Genomic DNA, 15,215 nt, shown 5'->3' with positions numbered 1-15,215 from the left:
GTTTAACGGAAAAACCAAGGGAAACGTCTACGTTCTTGCGGTGCAAGTTGTCCAATTCTCTCACGAATAGCGGACAGCAGGTTTGGCTGTTGCTCATCGTCATAAGCGAAGTTGGTCAATAATGACAACGCTTCCGGCGCAGTTTCTACCGGGAAAAGATGGAATTTCCCTCCACGTACCGCTTCAACGACATCTTCCTGTAAACAGAGATGACGTAGATTAGCCGTAGGTAAAATCACGCCCTGTGTTCCCGTCAGCCCACGACGCTGGCAGACCTCAAAAAAACCTTCGATTTTCTCATTCACGCCGCCAATTGGCTGCACGTGACCAAATTGATCGACGGAACCGGTTACCGCGAACTGTTGATTAATGGGTCGCAAGGCGAGGGCGCTCACCAACGCGCACAGCTCTGCCAGTGAGGCACTGTCGCCATCAACTTCGCTGTACGATTGCTCGAAGACTATGGACGCAGAGAAGGGCAGTTGTTGATCAAGCTCCAGTTCTGTAATCAGGAATGCCTGCATGATCATCATACCCTTGGCGTGTAAATTGCCAGCAAGTTCGGCTTTGCGCTCAACGTCGGTGAATTCACCGTCGCCCGCGTGAACCACGCAACTGATACGTGTCGGCTCGCCAAAGGCAACGGGGTAGCCAGGGAATTCTAATACGGAAAGTCCATTAATCTGGCCGACGACTTCGCCTTCCGTTTCGATCAGGATCTGACCTAATTCGATTTCATCCTGCATGCGTTCGCGAAGGTAGCCTTCACGCCATTGGCGAGCGGCAACGGCGTCAACCAGCGCCTGCTCCGTGATTTGACCATCTCTGGCGTATAGAGATGCATATTTTAACTGGCTGATTAGCCAACGCGGGCATAATGGCAAGTTGCCTTGATCGCCGCTGTAGCGTATCGCAATGTTCACTAATGCCGGCCAGGCATCGGCATCCAGCAGCGGCAGCTGATTTTCGCTGCACAGGGCATTGATGTAGGAGCACCAGCGCGCCATGTCGTCAGTTTCAATTAACTGCAATTGCGCTTCGAACTCGCCGTAAATCGCGTGTTCGCCTAATTCCGGCTCCATATCATGAATATCTGCCAAACTTTCACGATCACCGAGAATGATCAGACGAAGATCAAGCGGCATCGGTGGTACATCAACAGGAAGTGGTTTGCGCTCGTCTGGTGACAGCCAACGATAGAGACCTTCAGCCATAATCTGTTTCAGACGCAGCCACATCAACGGCTGAGCCAGCAGTGCTCTGGCTGACAGGATCAACGTACCGCCATTTATCTGATGAATCAGTCCTGGGTGCAGCGTGACTTCATCGTGAAAACTGCGTACACAGCCGAAGAGCTGTTCAGGTTCAATCCATTCCTGATAGCCACAGGATTGCTGTGCGGCAAAATTATCCGCAGGCTGTGTGGCGGGTTCGACCCGGATATGACGACCCTCAATGATATATTTACTGCCATGTATCGCCCCGGAGTCTGGCCTGATGGCGCTTAGCGCACGGGCGATCAATGCCATATATTCATCATTCTCCTGCGCTTTCAATAGCATAAAGCGGGAAGGGGAACGAGGGTGGCAAAAGAGCGTCAGGCTGTCTGCCAGACGCGACTGAATAGCGGAGAATTCAGCAGGAGCAAGTTGCGCTGCCTGAGTGAATAGCGTTTGATAAGGCGTATTATTGGGCAGTAAATGCTGCCATGAGAGTCGGTTACTGGTCAAAGTATCAATGTAATCGTCTGAAGGAAAAGCGTGATTATACAAGAATAATCTAAACTTCGCATAAGGAGAGTCATCTCTCCGTCATCTTTCATACGTTGGAACGCAGGCCGCGTTTGGCTAATCATCTTAAAAGCTGCCAGAAAGCGGCCAAAATCAAGGAAAACTGTTATGCTGAAAGTCACGTTACGCGGTCACTGAAGAATTTAATATGAAATATCAACAACTAGAAAATCTTGAGTGCGGGTGGAAATGGAAATACCTGGTGAAGAAGCATCGGGAGGGGGAAGAGATTACGCGTTTTCTCGAGCAAAGCGCTGCGGATGATGCTGTACAAGCATTGCTTAAAATGGAAAACCAGCCGGTGAAAGTGTTGGAGTGGATTGCGCAATGTATGAATCCCACCTTAGAAAACCGGATGAAGCAGACAATTCGCGCACGGCGCAAACGCCATTTCAACGCAGAGCATCAGCATACACGCAAGAAATCGATCGATCTGGAATACCTGGTTTGGCAGCGTCTTGCTGCTCTTGCGCAGAGACGCGGAGTGACGTTATCAGAAACGATAGTGCAGTTAATTGAAGACGCTGAACACAAAGAAAAATATGCCAGCCAGATGTCGCTGCTTAAGCAGGATCTTAAAGCTATTCTGAATAACGACGAAATGTGATCGGTGTTTGTCATCTATCTTGCCGATAAACAGGCATAAAAAAACCTCGCCGAAGCGAGGTTTTTTTTCGTTAATAACTTAAGCCTGAGGCTGAGTTACAACGTCTTTGATGCCTTTAACTTCGATCTCTACGCGACGATCCGGTGCCAGGCAGTCGATCAGCGCAGCACGAGGTTTCACGTTGTCACAGGTAGAACCGGTAACAGGTTGAGATTTGCCCAGGCCACGAGCAGAGACTTTGTTCGCAGGGATACCTTTAGAAACCAGGTAATCAACGACGCTCTGTGCACGTTTTTCAGACAGGCCTTGGTTGTATTGCTCTGAACCTAAACGGTCAGTGAAGCCCAGAACAACAACAGAACCATCTTTAGGATCCAGAGAGCTCAACTGGGTGTACAGTTGATCCAGTGATTGCTGGCCTTCTGCTTTCAGTGTTGCTTTGTTGAAGTTGAACAGAACGTCAGATTTCAGGGTGAAACGCTTGGTTTCAACAACTGGAGCTGGAGCAGGAGCTGGTGCAACAACTGGTGCTACACGGTCATCCTGGCCGAAACGGTAAGAAAGACCAGCACTGATGAGCATGTTGTCTGGACGAGCACCGACTGTGCCTGCATCACCAATATTGCTTACCCACTGGTAATCAATACGAGTGGCCCAGTTTTTGTCGATAGCGTATTCAACACCGATCGCAGCCAGCGGAGAAACGCCAGTGTCGTCGTTGTTGATATCAGTTCTTACACCTGTGTTGACAGAGGTTGCTGCATGGCTATCAGCGCGCCATACCATACCACCTAAACGGGTATAAACATCCAGATCAGGCAGAACTGGGTAGCTCAGTTTAGCAGCCAGTTGGATGCCCTGTGCTTTGAAGCTAGCGCTGTCATCATTTGATGCAGTTGAACCTGCATACTTCATGCGGCCCAGCCAGTCGTAGCCCAGTTCAAAACCCAGGTACGGGTTGGCTTGATAACCAACAAATGCACCAGCGCCTAACTTGCTTTTGATTGGGTTGTTGTTGACACCAGTGTAACCATTTCCGTAGAAACCAGTATCGTGGAATTGAGACACACCCAGTTTACCACCGGTGTACCAGGTATTGTCTTTAGGAGCTGCTTGCGCGACGGTCGCGAAGCTAGCCAGTGCCACTGCAACTGCGATAGCTGTTTTTTTCATTTTACGCCTCATTATCATCCAAATCGGTAATTAACCTGGAGGGCTAATAAACCTTTGGTTAAAATCCTTTGGTTGGAGACTTTGCCCTTATTTATGACTCACTGTCAGTCAACTGACGTTATAAAAGAGCAACTCCAGCGAGTTAAAGTCTACAACGTGATGAGAAAGTTACAAGTATGATGTGATTTACATCATAAGAAAACCGCACGATTCATACATACTTGCTAACAAATAGTAGATGCTTTTGACAGATCTTACGCCTTCTAGCTGTATTAAATATATCCAAAAAGCCCGCAGAATACCGCTCTGCGGCGATCGACAAGGCGTATAACCTAGATGAGCTGAGAAAATTCTTAATTTACTTAATGATACAATGTCGAATGAATTTTAAGGCTAGGAAACAGTCTATAGGCGTCACCGCCAGCACTTTCTGGTCGCATAATGAAGCCATACGTGTTTCCTGCCTGTGCGGCGTGCCGTAACCGAACCCTCTCTTCTTCCGTTAATTCGTGTGGTAACCAGCACAAAACAGCGCTGTAATTCCCTGTCAGCAAGGCTCTTTCCATAGCATCAACCGTAAACAGCGGATTGATGTGGTGAAGTTGTACCATTTTATCCAACGGTAGCCCAGATTGCTGAACCCAAGGGCGGCTCAATTTTTGCTGAGGAGAAAGCCACAACAGCCAACGAGACTGCGTACCTAGCTGCTGTAAGAGCGGTAATAACAAGTGTGTGACTATGGGCTGATCGGCGTTGTACACGATTTCGCTGATGATTCCACCTGTGGCAACCGAGGGCTCCGCAGCGTGTTGATTTGCAGAAAACGATGACGGCTCGATGTTGTGAGAGCGGATTGATTGCGTACGCATAATGAGTTCTACCCATAGTGTTACTGTATGAACATACAGTATCTACTGTGTGCGTGAAAATCAACCTGATTTTTTTGAAAGCGCTTCGCATATTCCATATGCAAGAGACAGTAAACACATTTACTGTTTGAAGCCGCATCGGGGCTGTGGTTAATTATTTGTTCCTGCTACAGATATTTCTAATTGTTCAGGAAGAGATCATTTCAATACTAAGGATTATGGCAATGAAGCAATTATGCAAAAAAAGGATTTTGCAATCTCAGCAGTCTTTTTCATCTTTGGGGGACATCACTTCGCGTTCCCAATTTGGTGGCTACAGCATCGCAGCAAATAAAACGATTTTTGGACTGGTGTCAGAAGGGGAGCTTTATCTTCGCGCCAGTAAGAAGGATGAAAAATATTTTCAACAGCGGGATATGCCTAATCTGATTTATACCAAGCGCGGCATGCCCGTTCCGTTGAATTACTTTCTCGTCGATGAAGCATTATGGCAAGAATCTGAGCAGTTATTGTATTTCGCCCATCTGGCACTGGGAGGCGCGCAGTATGATAAAGCCGTCATAAGTGCCAACGGACGGCTAAAAGATCTTCCGAATCTTAACCACGATATCGAACGGCTGCTGTGGAAAGCAGGAATAAAGAATGTCGATGAATTACAACATTATGGTGCGAAAAACAGCTATCTCGAGTTGCGGAAGGTTCGCGCTAATCTGAGTGTTAACGTGCTATTGGCGCTTGCTGGTGCAATTTGTGGTACTCATCAGGCGGCACTCCCTCGCGGTATCCGCAACGAACTGTTGGAATGGTATAAAAATAATGCGGTATCCAAAGGGCCAAAGCACTAAGAAAAATACCTATTTTCACTGTGTAATCATGTCATTTTTTAACTGTACGAGTTCAGGTAAGAGACCGATCAATAGGCCGATTTGCTGAATAATTAATGATTCTTTACTGTCTGATTCGGGTGAAAGGGATTGAAGGCTGGCAGTGATAGTTTTCAATCCCTGATTGATACGCAAACTTTCCTCTTCGTTGCAGTGTAACGCATCATCAACGTGACACACGGCATCATCCAGCAATTGCAGCGTTTCCGTTGAGGTAATTTTCCCTCGGTGTGCGCCGAGCGTCGAAATATAGCTTAGCAACGTATGATTCAGACACATGAAGCGGAATGCGCTGTCCAGCTTATTTCTGGTCGCATGAGGCTCTGAAGACATATTCGATACGACGGAGGCCAGTTCTGCATCGCAGTTATGCGCATCGCGGCGGGCAATGCGATAAGGCAGGCTATTATCTTTCCCCTGATAATATTGAACCATGATCGCATCAAGATAACGGCAGTTGGCATCCAATGTCTTATTGATGACGGTTGGCAGACCGCGGAAGCGCCAGTCTGGCCAAATAAAACTCACCGCCGCCCATGCGATGGCACACCCTAGTAGCGTATCAATAATGCGTGGCACTGCAACCTCAAAGCCTTCACCTAACAGGTTGAAACAGAGCAGGACAAGCAGGGTAATAAACATGGTCGCGTGGGCGTACTGTACGTTGCGAAAGGCGAAAAATAGTACGCCACTGATAACGATCAACGTCAGTTGTCCTTCCAGCGAAGGAACGAAGTATAGGATGGGTAGGCCAAGCAAAATACCAGTCAATGTCCCGATAATTCTCAACGTCAGACGCCGCCGAGTGGCGTTATAGTTGGGCTGACAAACAAACAGGCTGGTGAGCAGAATCCAATACCCGTGTTGCAAGCCCGTGACCTGAATCAACGCGTAGCCGCTACAGAGCAGCACGGACATACGTATGGCATGACGAAACAGTGCCGACTGCGGCGTCAAGTGGCGGCTAATGCGTAAGCGGATGTCGCTCCACCCCGTGATTTTGTCATCTGCCAGCGTGTTTTCCGGGTTGTTTTCTTGCTCAATCGCCTGTTCAGATTCGATAGTCGCCAACTGAGCATCAATGGCGCGCAGATTATTCAAGAGATAAGTGAGCGCTTTGATTTGTGCGGCGTCGGCCATGTTGTTGGCAGCAATGCGCGCAATAGCGGACTCGAGATGCACGAAAGCCCGCTCAATGCGGCTATCATGCTGATATTTTTGCTGGAGAAGAATAGATTGCGACAACTGCTGACAGGCTTTGGCCTGCATACTCAGCAGGCGCTGAAAGCGGAATAAGACATCGCTATAGCGCAGTTTTTCACGCAGTTGCGGATAGTAAACATGCGATGAGCTGGCCCGTTCGTGAATATCCTGCGCGACAAAATAGTAGTGCAGCGTTTGGCGCGTACCGCGCTGGCCGCGATCGCCACGCAGACGTGTTAATAGCGATGATTTGGTCTGGTTGAGCGTCGCAACCAGCTGGCTGTTTGCCATCGCGACGTCAATGAGGGGCTTGTCGGTTTCTTCTTCAATGTCGGGGTCGAAGAGGTTAGCTTTGGCATCCAGATAGCGAGCCAACTGCTGATAACACTGCGCGAGGTTATCCTGCAACGGGCGGATGGGGAATATCAGGTGGCCGAATAGCGTCAGCAGGTTGTACCACGAGGCCCCGATCAGCAGCATGATGGGCTGCTGATACCAGTTGTCATAAAGCGAGATGCCCAGCATGGTGTAAATAGCGATCAGCAGTGCGCCGAATGCAATAGTTGCATAGCGTTGCCCTAATGCGCCGAGCAGAATAAATCCGCAGGTTGATACTGCCAGACCAAGGCCAAACAGCCAGGGATAGGGGAAAAGCAATTCGATCGAAACGGAAGCGACAAAAAAACAGGCCAGCGTAATGAACAGATTACGCAGACGTCCGGTGAGGCGATCGTCAAGGTCGGTAAGGGCGGCTGCGACGACGCCAAGCGTGACGGGGATAGTCGATGTTGGCTGCCCAAGCCACCAGGGAACGGCCGCCGCACCACTCAGAGCAATAAGGATGCGAATGGTATACAGCCAACTGCTGTTATACACATAGCGGCGAATTCCCGGGGCGAAGATGAGCAACGTAATATCCTTAGATGCCGTTAGCGAAAGTGGCGGCGGGCATTGTTTTCCCGCGCAGCCTGCGCCAGTTCGACGGAAACCACGCGACGCCCTACTGGCCACAGCGCGATGGCGGCAATTTTAAAATTGGCGATGCCAACAGGAATGCCAATGATCGTAATACACTGTGCGATGCCAGTAATGATGTGCGACAGGCAAAGCCACCAGCCAAAGAAAATGAACCAGAAGATATTCAGCAGCGATCCGCCTGCGCTGAGAATCGCGCTCTTTTCATCTGGGCGCAGCTCGTCAACATGGATGGCCTCATTGCCATAAGGCAAGAGTGACAGCTTGGTGATTTCCCAACATGAGCGTGTTAGCGGCAAGGTAAAAATCAGCAGCACGCTGACAACAGTCGCCAGAAGCCAGGCTAACGTGGTGAAAAAACCACCTAATACGAAGTTAAGGATATTCAACACAGTACGCATACTCTCTCCTGTACGTGTAAGGTAAACCGATAAAGTAACCAAACTCGCTGATGGTAAAAGAATTATCACATTAAGCATCAGGATATCCTAACCTGTTTTTAAGGCTAGAGCGTGAAGTCTGATAACGGGTAAACTAGTGAACAGATAAACGATAAAAATGGACGAATAACCTCTCACATAGTCATGGCGCGAACATCATGGAACTGAAATCTACCTCGTTAGGTAAACATCTGGCCCAGCATCCTTACAACCGGGTGCGGTTACTGAATGCCGGTGTCGAAGTGAGTGGCGATAAACATCAATACCTGATCCCTTTTAATCAGTTGCTGAGTATTCACTGTAAAAGAGGGCTGGTGTGGGGAGAGCTGGAATTTGAATTGCCAGCCGGAAAAGTGGTGCGCTTGCACGGAACAGAGTGGCAGGAAACGCAGGCTTTTTACCGCCATCTTCTTAAATCCTGGCTCGACTGGAGCGAGGAGATGAGTCTGATCAGTGCTGAAGTTTTGCAACGCCAAACGGACAGTATTCAAACACTGACGCAGCAGGATAAATGGTTTAGCCGACAGGCTTTAGCAACATTGCAGAATGCCATTCGTGAATCGCTGGGCGCTTTGCCGCTTCCTGTTTCTCGTCTTGAAACCTTTGATAACTGCCGTGACCACTACCAGAATTGCTTGCGCTGGCTTGAGCAGGGCGATGAGACGCGCACAGCGGTGAATCAGGCATGGATGGATCGCACGCTGGCGGCAGAACAGTCTTTCTTTGAAACGGTAGAGAGTTCGCCACTAAATGTGTCGCAGAGTAAAGCTGTGATTAATGGTGAAGAGGGAGTGCTGGTACTGGCCGGCGCTGGCAGTGGGAAAACCTCCGTACTGGTGGCCCGAGCGGCATGGTTACTGCATCGTCAAGAAGCCACGCCCGATCAGATTCTACTGCTGGCATTTGGACGTAAAGCGGCAGAAGAGATGAACGAACGTATCCGGGAGCGGGTCAGCACGGATGAGATTCAGGCTAAGACGTTCCATGCGCTGGCATTGCACATTATTCAGCAGGCTAGCCGCAAGGCCCCGATGATAAGCCAACTGGAAAGTGATGCGAAACAGCGTCGAGAATTGCTGATTTCTCATTGGCAGCAGCAGTGTGCTGAGAAAAAAACGCAGGCTAACGGGTGGCGACGCTGGTTAACAGAAGAGCTGGAATGGGATGTGCCAGAAGGCGATTTCTGGAGCGATCCGAAGCTGGCGGGACGGTTGGCTGGGCGACTTGAACGCTGGTTAGGCTTGATGCGTATGCACGGCGGCAGCCAGAGTGAAATGGTTGAGCAGGCGCCAGAATCAATTCGGACAGTATTTCAGCAACGAGTTCGCCTGATGGCTCCGTTGTTGAAAGCCTGGAAAAAAGCGCTTAAGGATGAGAATGCCGTCGATTTCTCTGGCCTCATCCATCAAGCCGTGAACTTGCTGGATAAAGGGCGCTTTGTGAGTCCCTGGAAGCACATTCTGGTGGACGAATTTCAAGATATCTCACCGCAGCGTGCGACGCTGTTAGCAGCATTGCGTCGACAAAATAGCCGTACCTGTCTTTTTGCTGTTGGGGATGACTGGCAGGCAATTTATCGTTTTAGCGGTGCTGAGCTGGCGTTGACGACAGCATTTGAACAGCATTTCGGCGTAGGCGAGCAGTGCGCGCTGGATACCACCTATCGTTTTAATGAACGCATTGGTGAAGTCGCCAACACGTTCATACAGCAAAACCCATATCAGTTGAGGAAACCGCTTAATAGCCTGAATAAGGGAGATAAAAAAGCGGTGACCATCCTGCCTCAGGATCAGCTTGAACCCCTTCTGGATAAACTTAGCGGCTTTGTGAAAGCGGATGAACGCATTCTCGTGCTGGCGCGTTATCACCATTTACGCCCAGCGATTTTAGAGAAGGCTGCGACCAAATGGCCGAATTTGCAGATTGATTTCATGACGGTGCACGCCAGTAAAGGGCAGCAGGCGGAGTATGTCATTATTGTGGGTATGCATGAAGGGAAAGATGGGTTCCCGGCTCCGGCAAGAGAGTCTGTCATTGAGGCGGTGCTATTACCTGAACCGGAGGACTTCCCCGATGCGGAAGAGCGGCGTTTACTGTATGTGGCGCTGACGAGGGCGAAACATCGCGTTTGGTTGCTACAGGATGTGACAAATCCATCAGTGTTTATTGAACATCTTCACCGCCTAGGCGTACCGACGCAGCGTAAGCCGGGATAACGAAAAAAGAGAAATAGAACAAAAGAGACCAGCGTCGATGGTGTATTCATGTAGCACGCCGCTGGTCCAGGGTGATGGACTGATATTATTTCAGACGGTCTTGTAGGTAGCGCTGATAATCAGGAATGGCGATTTGAACCGGTTCTTTAAATAGCGCTGAGTGAATCAGGAAATCAGCCGTTGCCCGGTTGGTGGCAACAGGGATGTTCCAAACCGTAGCCAGCCTCAGCAGCGCCTTGACATCGGGATCGTGTGGCACGGCGTTAAGCGGATCCCAAAAGAAGATCATTAAATCGATTTTCCCTTCGGAAATGAGTGCGCCAACCTGCTGGTCACCCCCCATCGGTCCACTTAGCATGCTTTTTACGGGAAGACCCGTATTCAACTGAATTAGGTTACCAGTGGTTCCGGTAGCGTAAAGCGTGTGCTCTGTGAGCTGTTGTTTGTTCGTACCAACCCAATCCAGCAAAGATTGTTTACAGTGGTCGTGTGCTACCAGCGCAATATGTTTTTGCGCGGGGATGGTACGGGTGGTGAACTCCATGGTTACGTCCTTCAATCTGGTGTAGTAAAGCTGACGCTAGGGTACAGACAGATTACGGAAACGCCGTTTCAGTGCAAAGCGATAAAAGTAGGAAAAGGCGAACGGGTATCAAAAATCTACTGTGACTGCATATAAAATCACCAGCTTACGGATTCATTCAGTACGGTAGCAAAGCCAGCAACCGAAGCGCCTTTCGCTGCTGCGTTGTATTCTGACATTTTTCGCTCTATATCGAGTAGCTCACTGTCTGCGATCACAATCGCATCGCTACGAACGGGGATCGCCTGATTTTTTTCATCAAGCAATTGATATTCAGGCTGGGCGGTAAAATTTTTGCGATCCTGAACGGTTCGCAGCGGCGGCAGCTTAAATGACACCGACGTCATTTTTTCTGTATTAAAGGTCGCAATAAATGTTGAGGGAAAATAGGTTACTGGGGCACCTGTTTGGTGGTCGACAGTCTCAACCACTTTGAAGAGAATTTGGTGTTGTCCACTGCTCAGTTCGAGGCTATCGGCACCTTTCAGCAACGAGCCTGACATCCTCTGCCCGTCAACCATAAGGAGATTGATCTTCTGATCTAATTTCAACGTTGTTGCCGCAATTGCTGAGGTACTTAAACCTGCAATAACAAGGCAGACAGTGATGAAGCCGAATTTCATAATTTTCCCAGATGGCACGTAATCCGAGTATTGTTGAGGAATTGTCTGAGTGTGTCAAAGGTTTCAATTTGAAACAGACTGTTATGGCATTTTTCGCGCCATAAGGCACAGATGAACGTGGTTTTACGCTATTTCCTGCTCGTCGTAGGATGTGCGATACACTGTAATAAATCACGCAAGAGAGGTTGAATAGCATGAATGACAGAGATATTGAGTCTGTACTGAAAACGGTAAAAACCATTGCGTTAGTGGGAGCCAGCGATAATCCGTCCCGCCCGAGTTATGGTGTGATGGCGTATTTGCTAAAACAGGGCTACGAGGTTATCCCAGTTAGTCCCAAACTGGCCGACCAGACACTTTTAGGGCAACAAGGATATGCCAGCTTAGCGGACATTCCTAAACCGGTTGATATGGTCGATGTCTTTCGCCAGCCGGAAGCCGCTTATGAAATAGCCAAAGAGGCCATCGCCATCGGCGCTACCGTTCTGTGGTTACAGATTGGTGTGATTAATGAGCAAGCGGCAATTCTGGCTCACGATGCCGGACTGATCGTCGTGATGGATCGCTGCCCGAAAATTGAAATCCCGCGGCTGGGGTTGGAGAAATAAGTTGCAGATAGTCGGCGATGCTGAATACCACAACATCGCCAATATTTTGCGTTGGTCGCCAGTATCTGTTTTTAGTGAAAATTAATGGCGCAGCTGCGGCGCACGGCGCTGAATGACCTCAGCTAATTCGTTCAGCGAAGAGTGTTCGTGCTCAGAAAGCTCTTCCTTCATCAACTGCGCCTCTGCCAGGTACGTATGGATCGGTTGGCCTTCATCATCTTCCATGACAACGTGGTACCACGGTTCGGAGCGTGGCGTATCATTGCCGCTAATTTCTTCCCAGGTAGGTGTGTCTAATGAGTATTCGGGATCGATATCGATAACGACCCCTGGAAACCCCAGTAGTCTATGACGAATCTGTTGTCCGATACCAAATTTGCAGATGATCATATCCCCCCCCTGGAAATAGATTACACTTTCTACTCGTTGCGGATGGTAGAGGAAGGACAACCGCATCCGATAACGCCTTTTAGCGTGCAGCGTTTTCAAGTGATGTATTCGTTGATGAATCGCTGGTTGAACACATTATTAACAGTATGGTGTAAATTTTTAGAAGATACAGCTCTGCTAATGAAATGTTGTTGGGTCGCTGGGCTGGAGAGGAGGAGAAGATGACAACGATAGCGACTGTCGCCTATGTCTATGGTGTGGTTCAGGGCGTTGGATTTCGTTACAGCACGCAGCATCAGGCTAGGCAGCTTGGCCTCAATGGCTATGCGCGCAATTGTGATGATGGCAGCGTGGAGGTGCTCGCAAGCGGTGAAGCTCATGCGGTAGATGCGTTGATCGAGTGGCTGAAGCAAGGAGGCCCACGAAGCGCCAGAGTTGATAAGGTGCTTATTGAGCCACATGGCAAGACGGACTATGAAGGTTTTACGATCCGCTATTGAATCTGAGGGCGCTAGATGCATTTCACCGGTTTGGGTAAGCCGGCGATTTTCGTTGCCTGCTTGGCTGGCCCTTTAGGAAAGAGTTTATACAGGTAGCGGCTATTTCCTTTCTCCTCACCATACTTTTGCGCCATCGCCTTAACCAACATGCGTATCGCGGGCGATGTATTGAACTCCTGATAAAAATTTCGCACAAACCGCACGACTTCCCAATGCGGCTCAGTCAATACGATGCCTTCCTGTTCCGCTAACATGTGAGCCAAGGCTTCACTCCACGCGGTGCTATCCATAAGGTAACCTTGCGCGTCAGTTGCGATTGTTCGCCCTTCAAACTCCAACATCTTCTCTCCGACTGCGATGTATCAGCCCGCAGTTTAACAAATTTTTCTGTTTGCGCCGGAATAAAAAAAGCCCCAAATGGGGCTTTCTCGGTGCGACGATAGACGAGATTTAGTCGTTACGCATGATGCCCAGAATGCTCAACAGGCTAACGAAGATATTATATATCGCGACATACAGGCTAACCGTCGCCCGGATGTAGTTGGTTTCACCACCATGAATGATGTTACTGGTTTCCCACAGAATGGCACCCGCAGAGAACAAAATAAACAGGGCGCTGATCGCCAGATGCAAGGCCGGAATCTGTAGGAACAGATTGGCGATGACGGCAACAACCAGAACAACGAACCCTGCCATCATCATGCCTGACAGGAAGGACATATCCTTACGTGTCGTTAAGACATAGGCTGAACAGCAGAAGAACACCGCCGCTGTACCGCCCAACGCTAACATGACAATGTCGCCTGCGCCGGAAGAAATCAACGAGCTTAAAATCGGGCCCAGCGTGTAACCCATAAATCCGGTCAGTGCGAACGCTGCCAGAATACCGGCAGGGCTGTTCGCCAGTTTGTGCGTCAGGAACATCAGACCATAAAAACCAACCAGCATTAGAATTAAGCCAGGAGCGGGCAGGTTAAGTACAGTACTTGCCGTTGCGGTAACGGCAGAAAAGCCCAGTGTCAGCGACAATAGGAAATAGGTATTGCGCAGCACTTTATGAGTGCTGAGCAGCGAGCTTTCACGGGTAGAAGAAACAACAATACGATCCATATCAGCGACTCTCTCTTCAGGGTGCTATTATCCAATGTCAAAGAGTAAATAGTTGCAGGACGTTATTAAAGGTGGTTTACCCTTCTTTACGCTGAAATTTTTCATCCTGTGGGGCAGCGCGCGTGTTTTTGTCCTGCAAGTCGTGTGAAACCGGAGATAAATTGCACTATTTTATCTGTCGCGTGGCGTTTTTACGTGCAATTGCGTTGTGTTAGATTATTTTTCAGGCAATCGAGCGCTGTGATGCTTTACAAGATCTCACACACTGTTTATAGTTCGCGTCATTGCGGAGGAGTGGCCGAGTGGTTGAAGGCACCGGTCTTGAAAACCGGCGACGCGAAAGTGTTCTAGAGTTCGAATCTCTACTCCTCCGCCAAAAAATTCAACGGGTTAGCTTAGGCTAGCCCGTTTTCGTTTCTGCTATCAAATCCCAAAATCGTTTCTACCTTGTGGCGCTGATGTGGCCGTTGTCGTAACAACGTCCGCGCTGAGCATGTTGGAACCTGGAGCGAAGGCACGCAGCGGATTTTCCCATCACCTATTCATTCAGAAATGGATGCTAGCGATGAGTAAAAAACAAATAAGCATCGCGTTGCTCATCATTAATAAATCGATAGTTATTGCTCAGGGATAATGACAATATAAATGCCGATGTTATTTATTGCTTATCTATTTCTGTTCGGACTTGCGTACATTAAATAAAATTTCCTGACTGAAAAACCAATATGTTACTGAAAAACGATAGACTGATGTATTGACTGCGTATTAAATCAGGAAGTCATCTTGCGTTTTATAAACCACCAGTTCTAGCAAAGAACGATATTTTTCCTGAAAGGCAGTATTGGCCTCTGTTTCAATCTTGTGGACTAATTTAGCGATGATAGCCTTGTTGCTAACGGAATGACCAGATTGAATGATTTCTTCCACAATGTTACCGAGCATTTCCGTATCACTGACCTGAGAATCAAGGCCGAGGCCACCAGATGTTGGGAGCTCGTTTTGCGACACCTCTGGATGCATTGTTTCTCCTCCCTTTCGTGCTTTGGACATTGTTTGTACGCACACTGCCAGACAGCACGAACGCGCTATCCGCCAGACATAAAGAAATGGCTACTTAACTTTAGTCGATCATACGCATAAAACCAGTCGATAAGATAAATAAATACAGCGTTACTCAGCGATGCTTCCAAATGTGAAAGGGTGATGACGATCAATGGTCAGGCGGATAAATATGAATTTATCGT

At 48.7% G+C, this 15,215-nt stretch carries 16 protein-coding genes and 1 tRNA gene; 6 read left to right on the top strand and 11 right to left on the bottom strand.

Annotation, left to right across the window (positions count from 1 at the left end):
- Positions 1 to 2: 2 nt before the first annotated feature.
- Entirely contained in the window at positions 3 to 1,772 is a 1,770-nt protein-coding gene (locus tag KKH3_RS11785) for an AAA family ATPase (RefSeq protein ID WP_039359760.1), read from the bottom strand.
- A 166-nt stretch (positions 1,773 to 1,938) separates the two neighbouring features.
- On the opposite strand from KKH3_RS11785, the gene matP reads away from it, so the two are divergent.
- Positions 1,939 to 2,397 carry a macrodomain Ter protein MatP gene (gene matP / locus KKH3_RS11780; protein WP_039359757.1) on the top strand — a complete coding sequence of 153 codons (459 nt, stop codon included), beginning with the start codon at positions 1,939 to 1,941 and terminating at the stop codon, positions 2,395 to 2,397.
- Positions 2,398 to 2,475: 78 nt separating this feature from the next.
- Here matP and ompA read toward each other — a convergent pair whose 3' ends face one another.
- Both ompA and sulA read right to left on the bottom strand, forming a co-directional pair.
- Complete coding sequence (gene ompA / locus KKH3_RS11775) at positions 2,476 to 3,570, bottom strand: porin OmpA (protein ID WP_039359754.1); 1,095 nt, start codon at positions 3,568 to 3,570, stop codon at positions 2,476 to 2,478.
- 362 nt (positions 3,571 to 3,932) lie between these two features.
- Positions 3,933 to 4,439, bottom strand: coding sequence for an SOS-induced cell division inhibitor SulA (gene sulA, locus KKH3_RS11770; RefSeq protein ID WP_039359751.1), 507 nt, complete (start codon positions 4,437 to 4,439; stop codon positions 3,933 to 3,935).
- Between the two features lie 224 nt (positions 4,440 to 4,663).
- Between sulA and KKH3_RS11765 the strand changes: the two genes are divergently transcribed.
- Complete coding sequence (locus KKH3_RS11765; protein WP_039359748.1) at positions 4,664 to 5,284, top strand: TfoX/Sxy family DNA transformation protein; 621 nt, start codon at positions 4,664 to 4,666, stop codon at positions 5,282 to 5,284.
- A 15-nt stretch (positions 5,285 to 5,299) separates the two neighbouring features.
- Here KKH3_RS11765 and yccS read toward each other — a convergent pair whose 3' ends face one another.
- Both yccS and KKH3_RS11755 read right to left on the bottom strand, forming a co-directional pair.
- A complete protein-coding gene (yccS, locus tag KKH3_RS11760) occupies positions 5,300 to 7,435 on the bottom strand; it encodes a YccS family putative transporter (protein ID WP_039359746.1) in 2,136 nt (711 codons plus the stop codon).
- A 20-nt stretch (positions 7,436 to 7,455) separates the two neighbouring features.
- Entirely contained in the window at positions 7,456 to 7,902 is a 447-nt protein-coding gene (locus tag KKH3_RS11755) for a YccF domain-containing protein (protein ID WP_010276031.1), read from the bottom strand.
- A gap of 197 nt (positions 7,903 to 8,099) precedes the next feature.
- On the opposite strand from KKH3_RS11755, the gene helD reads away from it, so the two are divergent.
- Positions 8,100 to 10,157: a DNA helicase IV gene (gene helD, locus KKH3_RS11750; RefSeq protein WP_039359743.1), complete on the top strand. Its 2,058-nt coding sequence runs from the start codon at positions 8,100 to 8,102 to the stop codon at positions 10,155 to 10,157.
- A gap of 85 nt (positions 10,158 to 10,242) precedes the next feature.
- Here the strand turns inward: helD and KKH3_RS11745 are convergent, their stop codons facing one another.
- Together KKH3_RS11745 and KKH3_RS11740 are read right to left on the bottom strand one after the other, a co-directional pair.
- A complete protein-coding gene (locus KKH3_RS11745) occupies positions 10,243 to 10,701 on the bottom strand; it encodes a methylglyoxal synthase (RefSeq protein ID WP_039359739.1) in 459 nt (152 codons plus the stop codon).
- Positions 10,702 to 10,838: 137 nt separating this feature from the next.
- Positions 10,839 to 11,363, bottom strand: coding sequence for a DUF2057 family protein (locus KKH3_RS11740; RefSeq protein ID WP_039359736.1), 525 nt, complete (start codon positions 11,361 to 11,363; stop codon positions 10,839 to 10,841).
- A gap of 194 nt (positions 11,364 to 11,557) precedes the next feature.
- Here KKH3_RS11740 and KKH3_RS11735 point away from each other — a divergent pair, with 194 nt between their 5' ends.
- On the top strand, positions 11,558 to 11,971 hold the full coding sequence (locus tag KKH3_RS11735) for a CoA-binding protein (protein ID WP_039359735.1): 414 nt from the start codon (positions 11,558 to 11,560) through the stop codon (positions 11,969 to 11,971).
- Between the two features lie 81 nt (positions 11,972 to 12,052).
- Here the strand turns inward: KKH3_RS11735 and hspQ are convergent, their stop codons facing one another.
- The gene (gene hspQ / locus KKH3_RS11730; protein ID WP_039359733.1) at positions 12,053 to 12,361 is read right to left on the bottom strand and encodes a heat shock protein HspQ; all 309 of its coding nucleotides are present in this window, start codon (positions 12,359 to 12,361) and stop codon (positions 12,053 to 12,055) included.
- A gap of 221 nt (positions 12,362 to 12,582) precedes the next feature.
- Between hspQ and yccX the strand changes: the two genes are divergently transcribed.
- Entirely contained in the window at positions 12,583 to 12,861 is a 279-nt protein-coding gene (gene yccX, locus KKH3_RS11725) for an acylphosphatase (protein WP_039359730.1), read from the top strand.
- Between the two features lie 11 nt (positions 12,862 to 12,872).
- On the opposite strand, the gene tusE is transcribed toward yccX, so the two are convergent.
- Positions 12,873 to 13,202: a sulfurtransferase TusE gene (tusE, locus tag KKH3_RS11720; RefSeq protein ID WP_039359726.1), complete on the bottom strand. Its 330-nt coding sequence runs from the start codon at positions 13,200 to 13,202 to the stop codon at positions 12,873 to 12,875.
- 109 nt (positions 13,203 to 13,311) lie between these two features.
- A complete protein-coding gene (yccA, locus tag KKH3_RS11715) occupies positions 13,312 to 13,971 on the bottom strand; it encodes an FtsH protease modulator YccA (protein ID WP_039359724.1) in 660 nt (219 codons plus the stop codon).
- Between the two features lie 288 nt (positions 13,972 to 14,259).
- Here yccA and KKH3_RS11710 point away from each other — a divergent pair.
- Positions 14,260 to 14,347: transfer RNA gene (locus tag KKH3_RS11710), tRNA-Ser, on the top strand.
- 389 nt (positions 14,348 to 14,736) lie between these two features.
- Here the strand turns inward: KKH3_RS11710 and KKH3_RS11705 are convergent.
- Positions 14,737 to 14,991 carry a biofilm/acid-resistance regulator YmgB/AriR gene (locus KKH3_RS11705; protein ID WP_039359722.1) on the bottom strand — a complete coding sequence of 85 codons (255 nt, stop codon included), beginning with the start codon at positions 14,989 to 14,991 and terminating at the stop codon, positions 14,737 to 14,739.
- Positions 14,992 to 15,215: the final 224 nt, after the last annotated feature.

Source organism: Pectobacterium actinidiae (assembly GCF_000803315.1).
In the GTDB taxonomy this organism is placed as follows: domain Bacteria; phylum Pseudomonadota; class Gammaproteobacteria; order Enterobacterales; family Enterobacteriaceae; genus Pectobacterium; species Pectobacterium actinidiae.
Note: the sequence above shows the minus strand (reverse complement) of the source record. Positions and strands in the feature narration are given on the sequence as shown.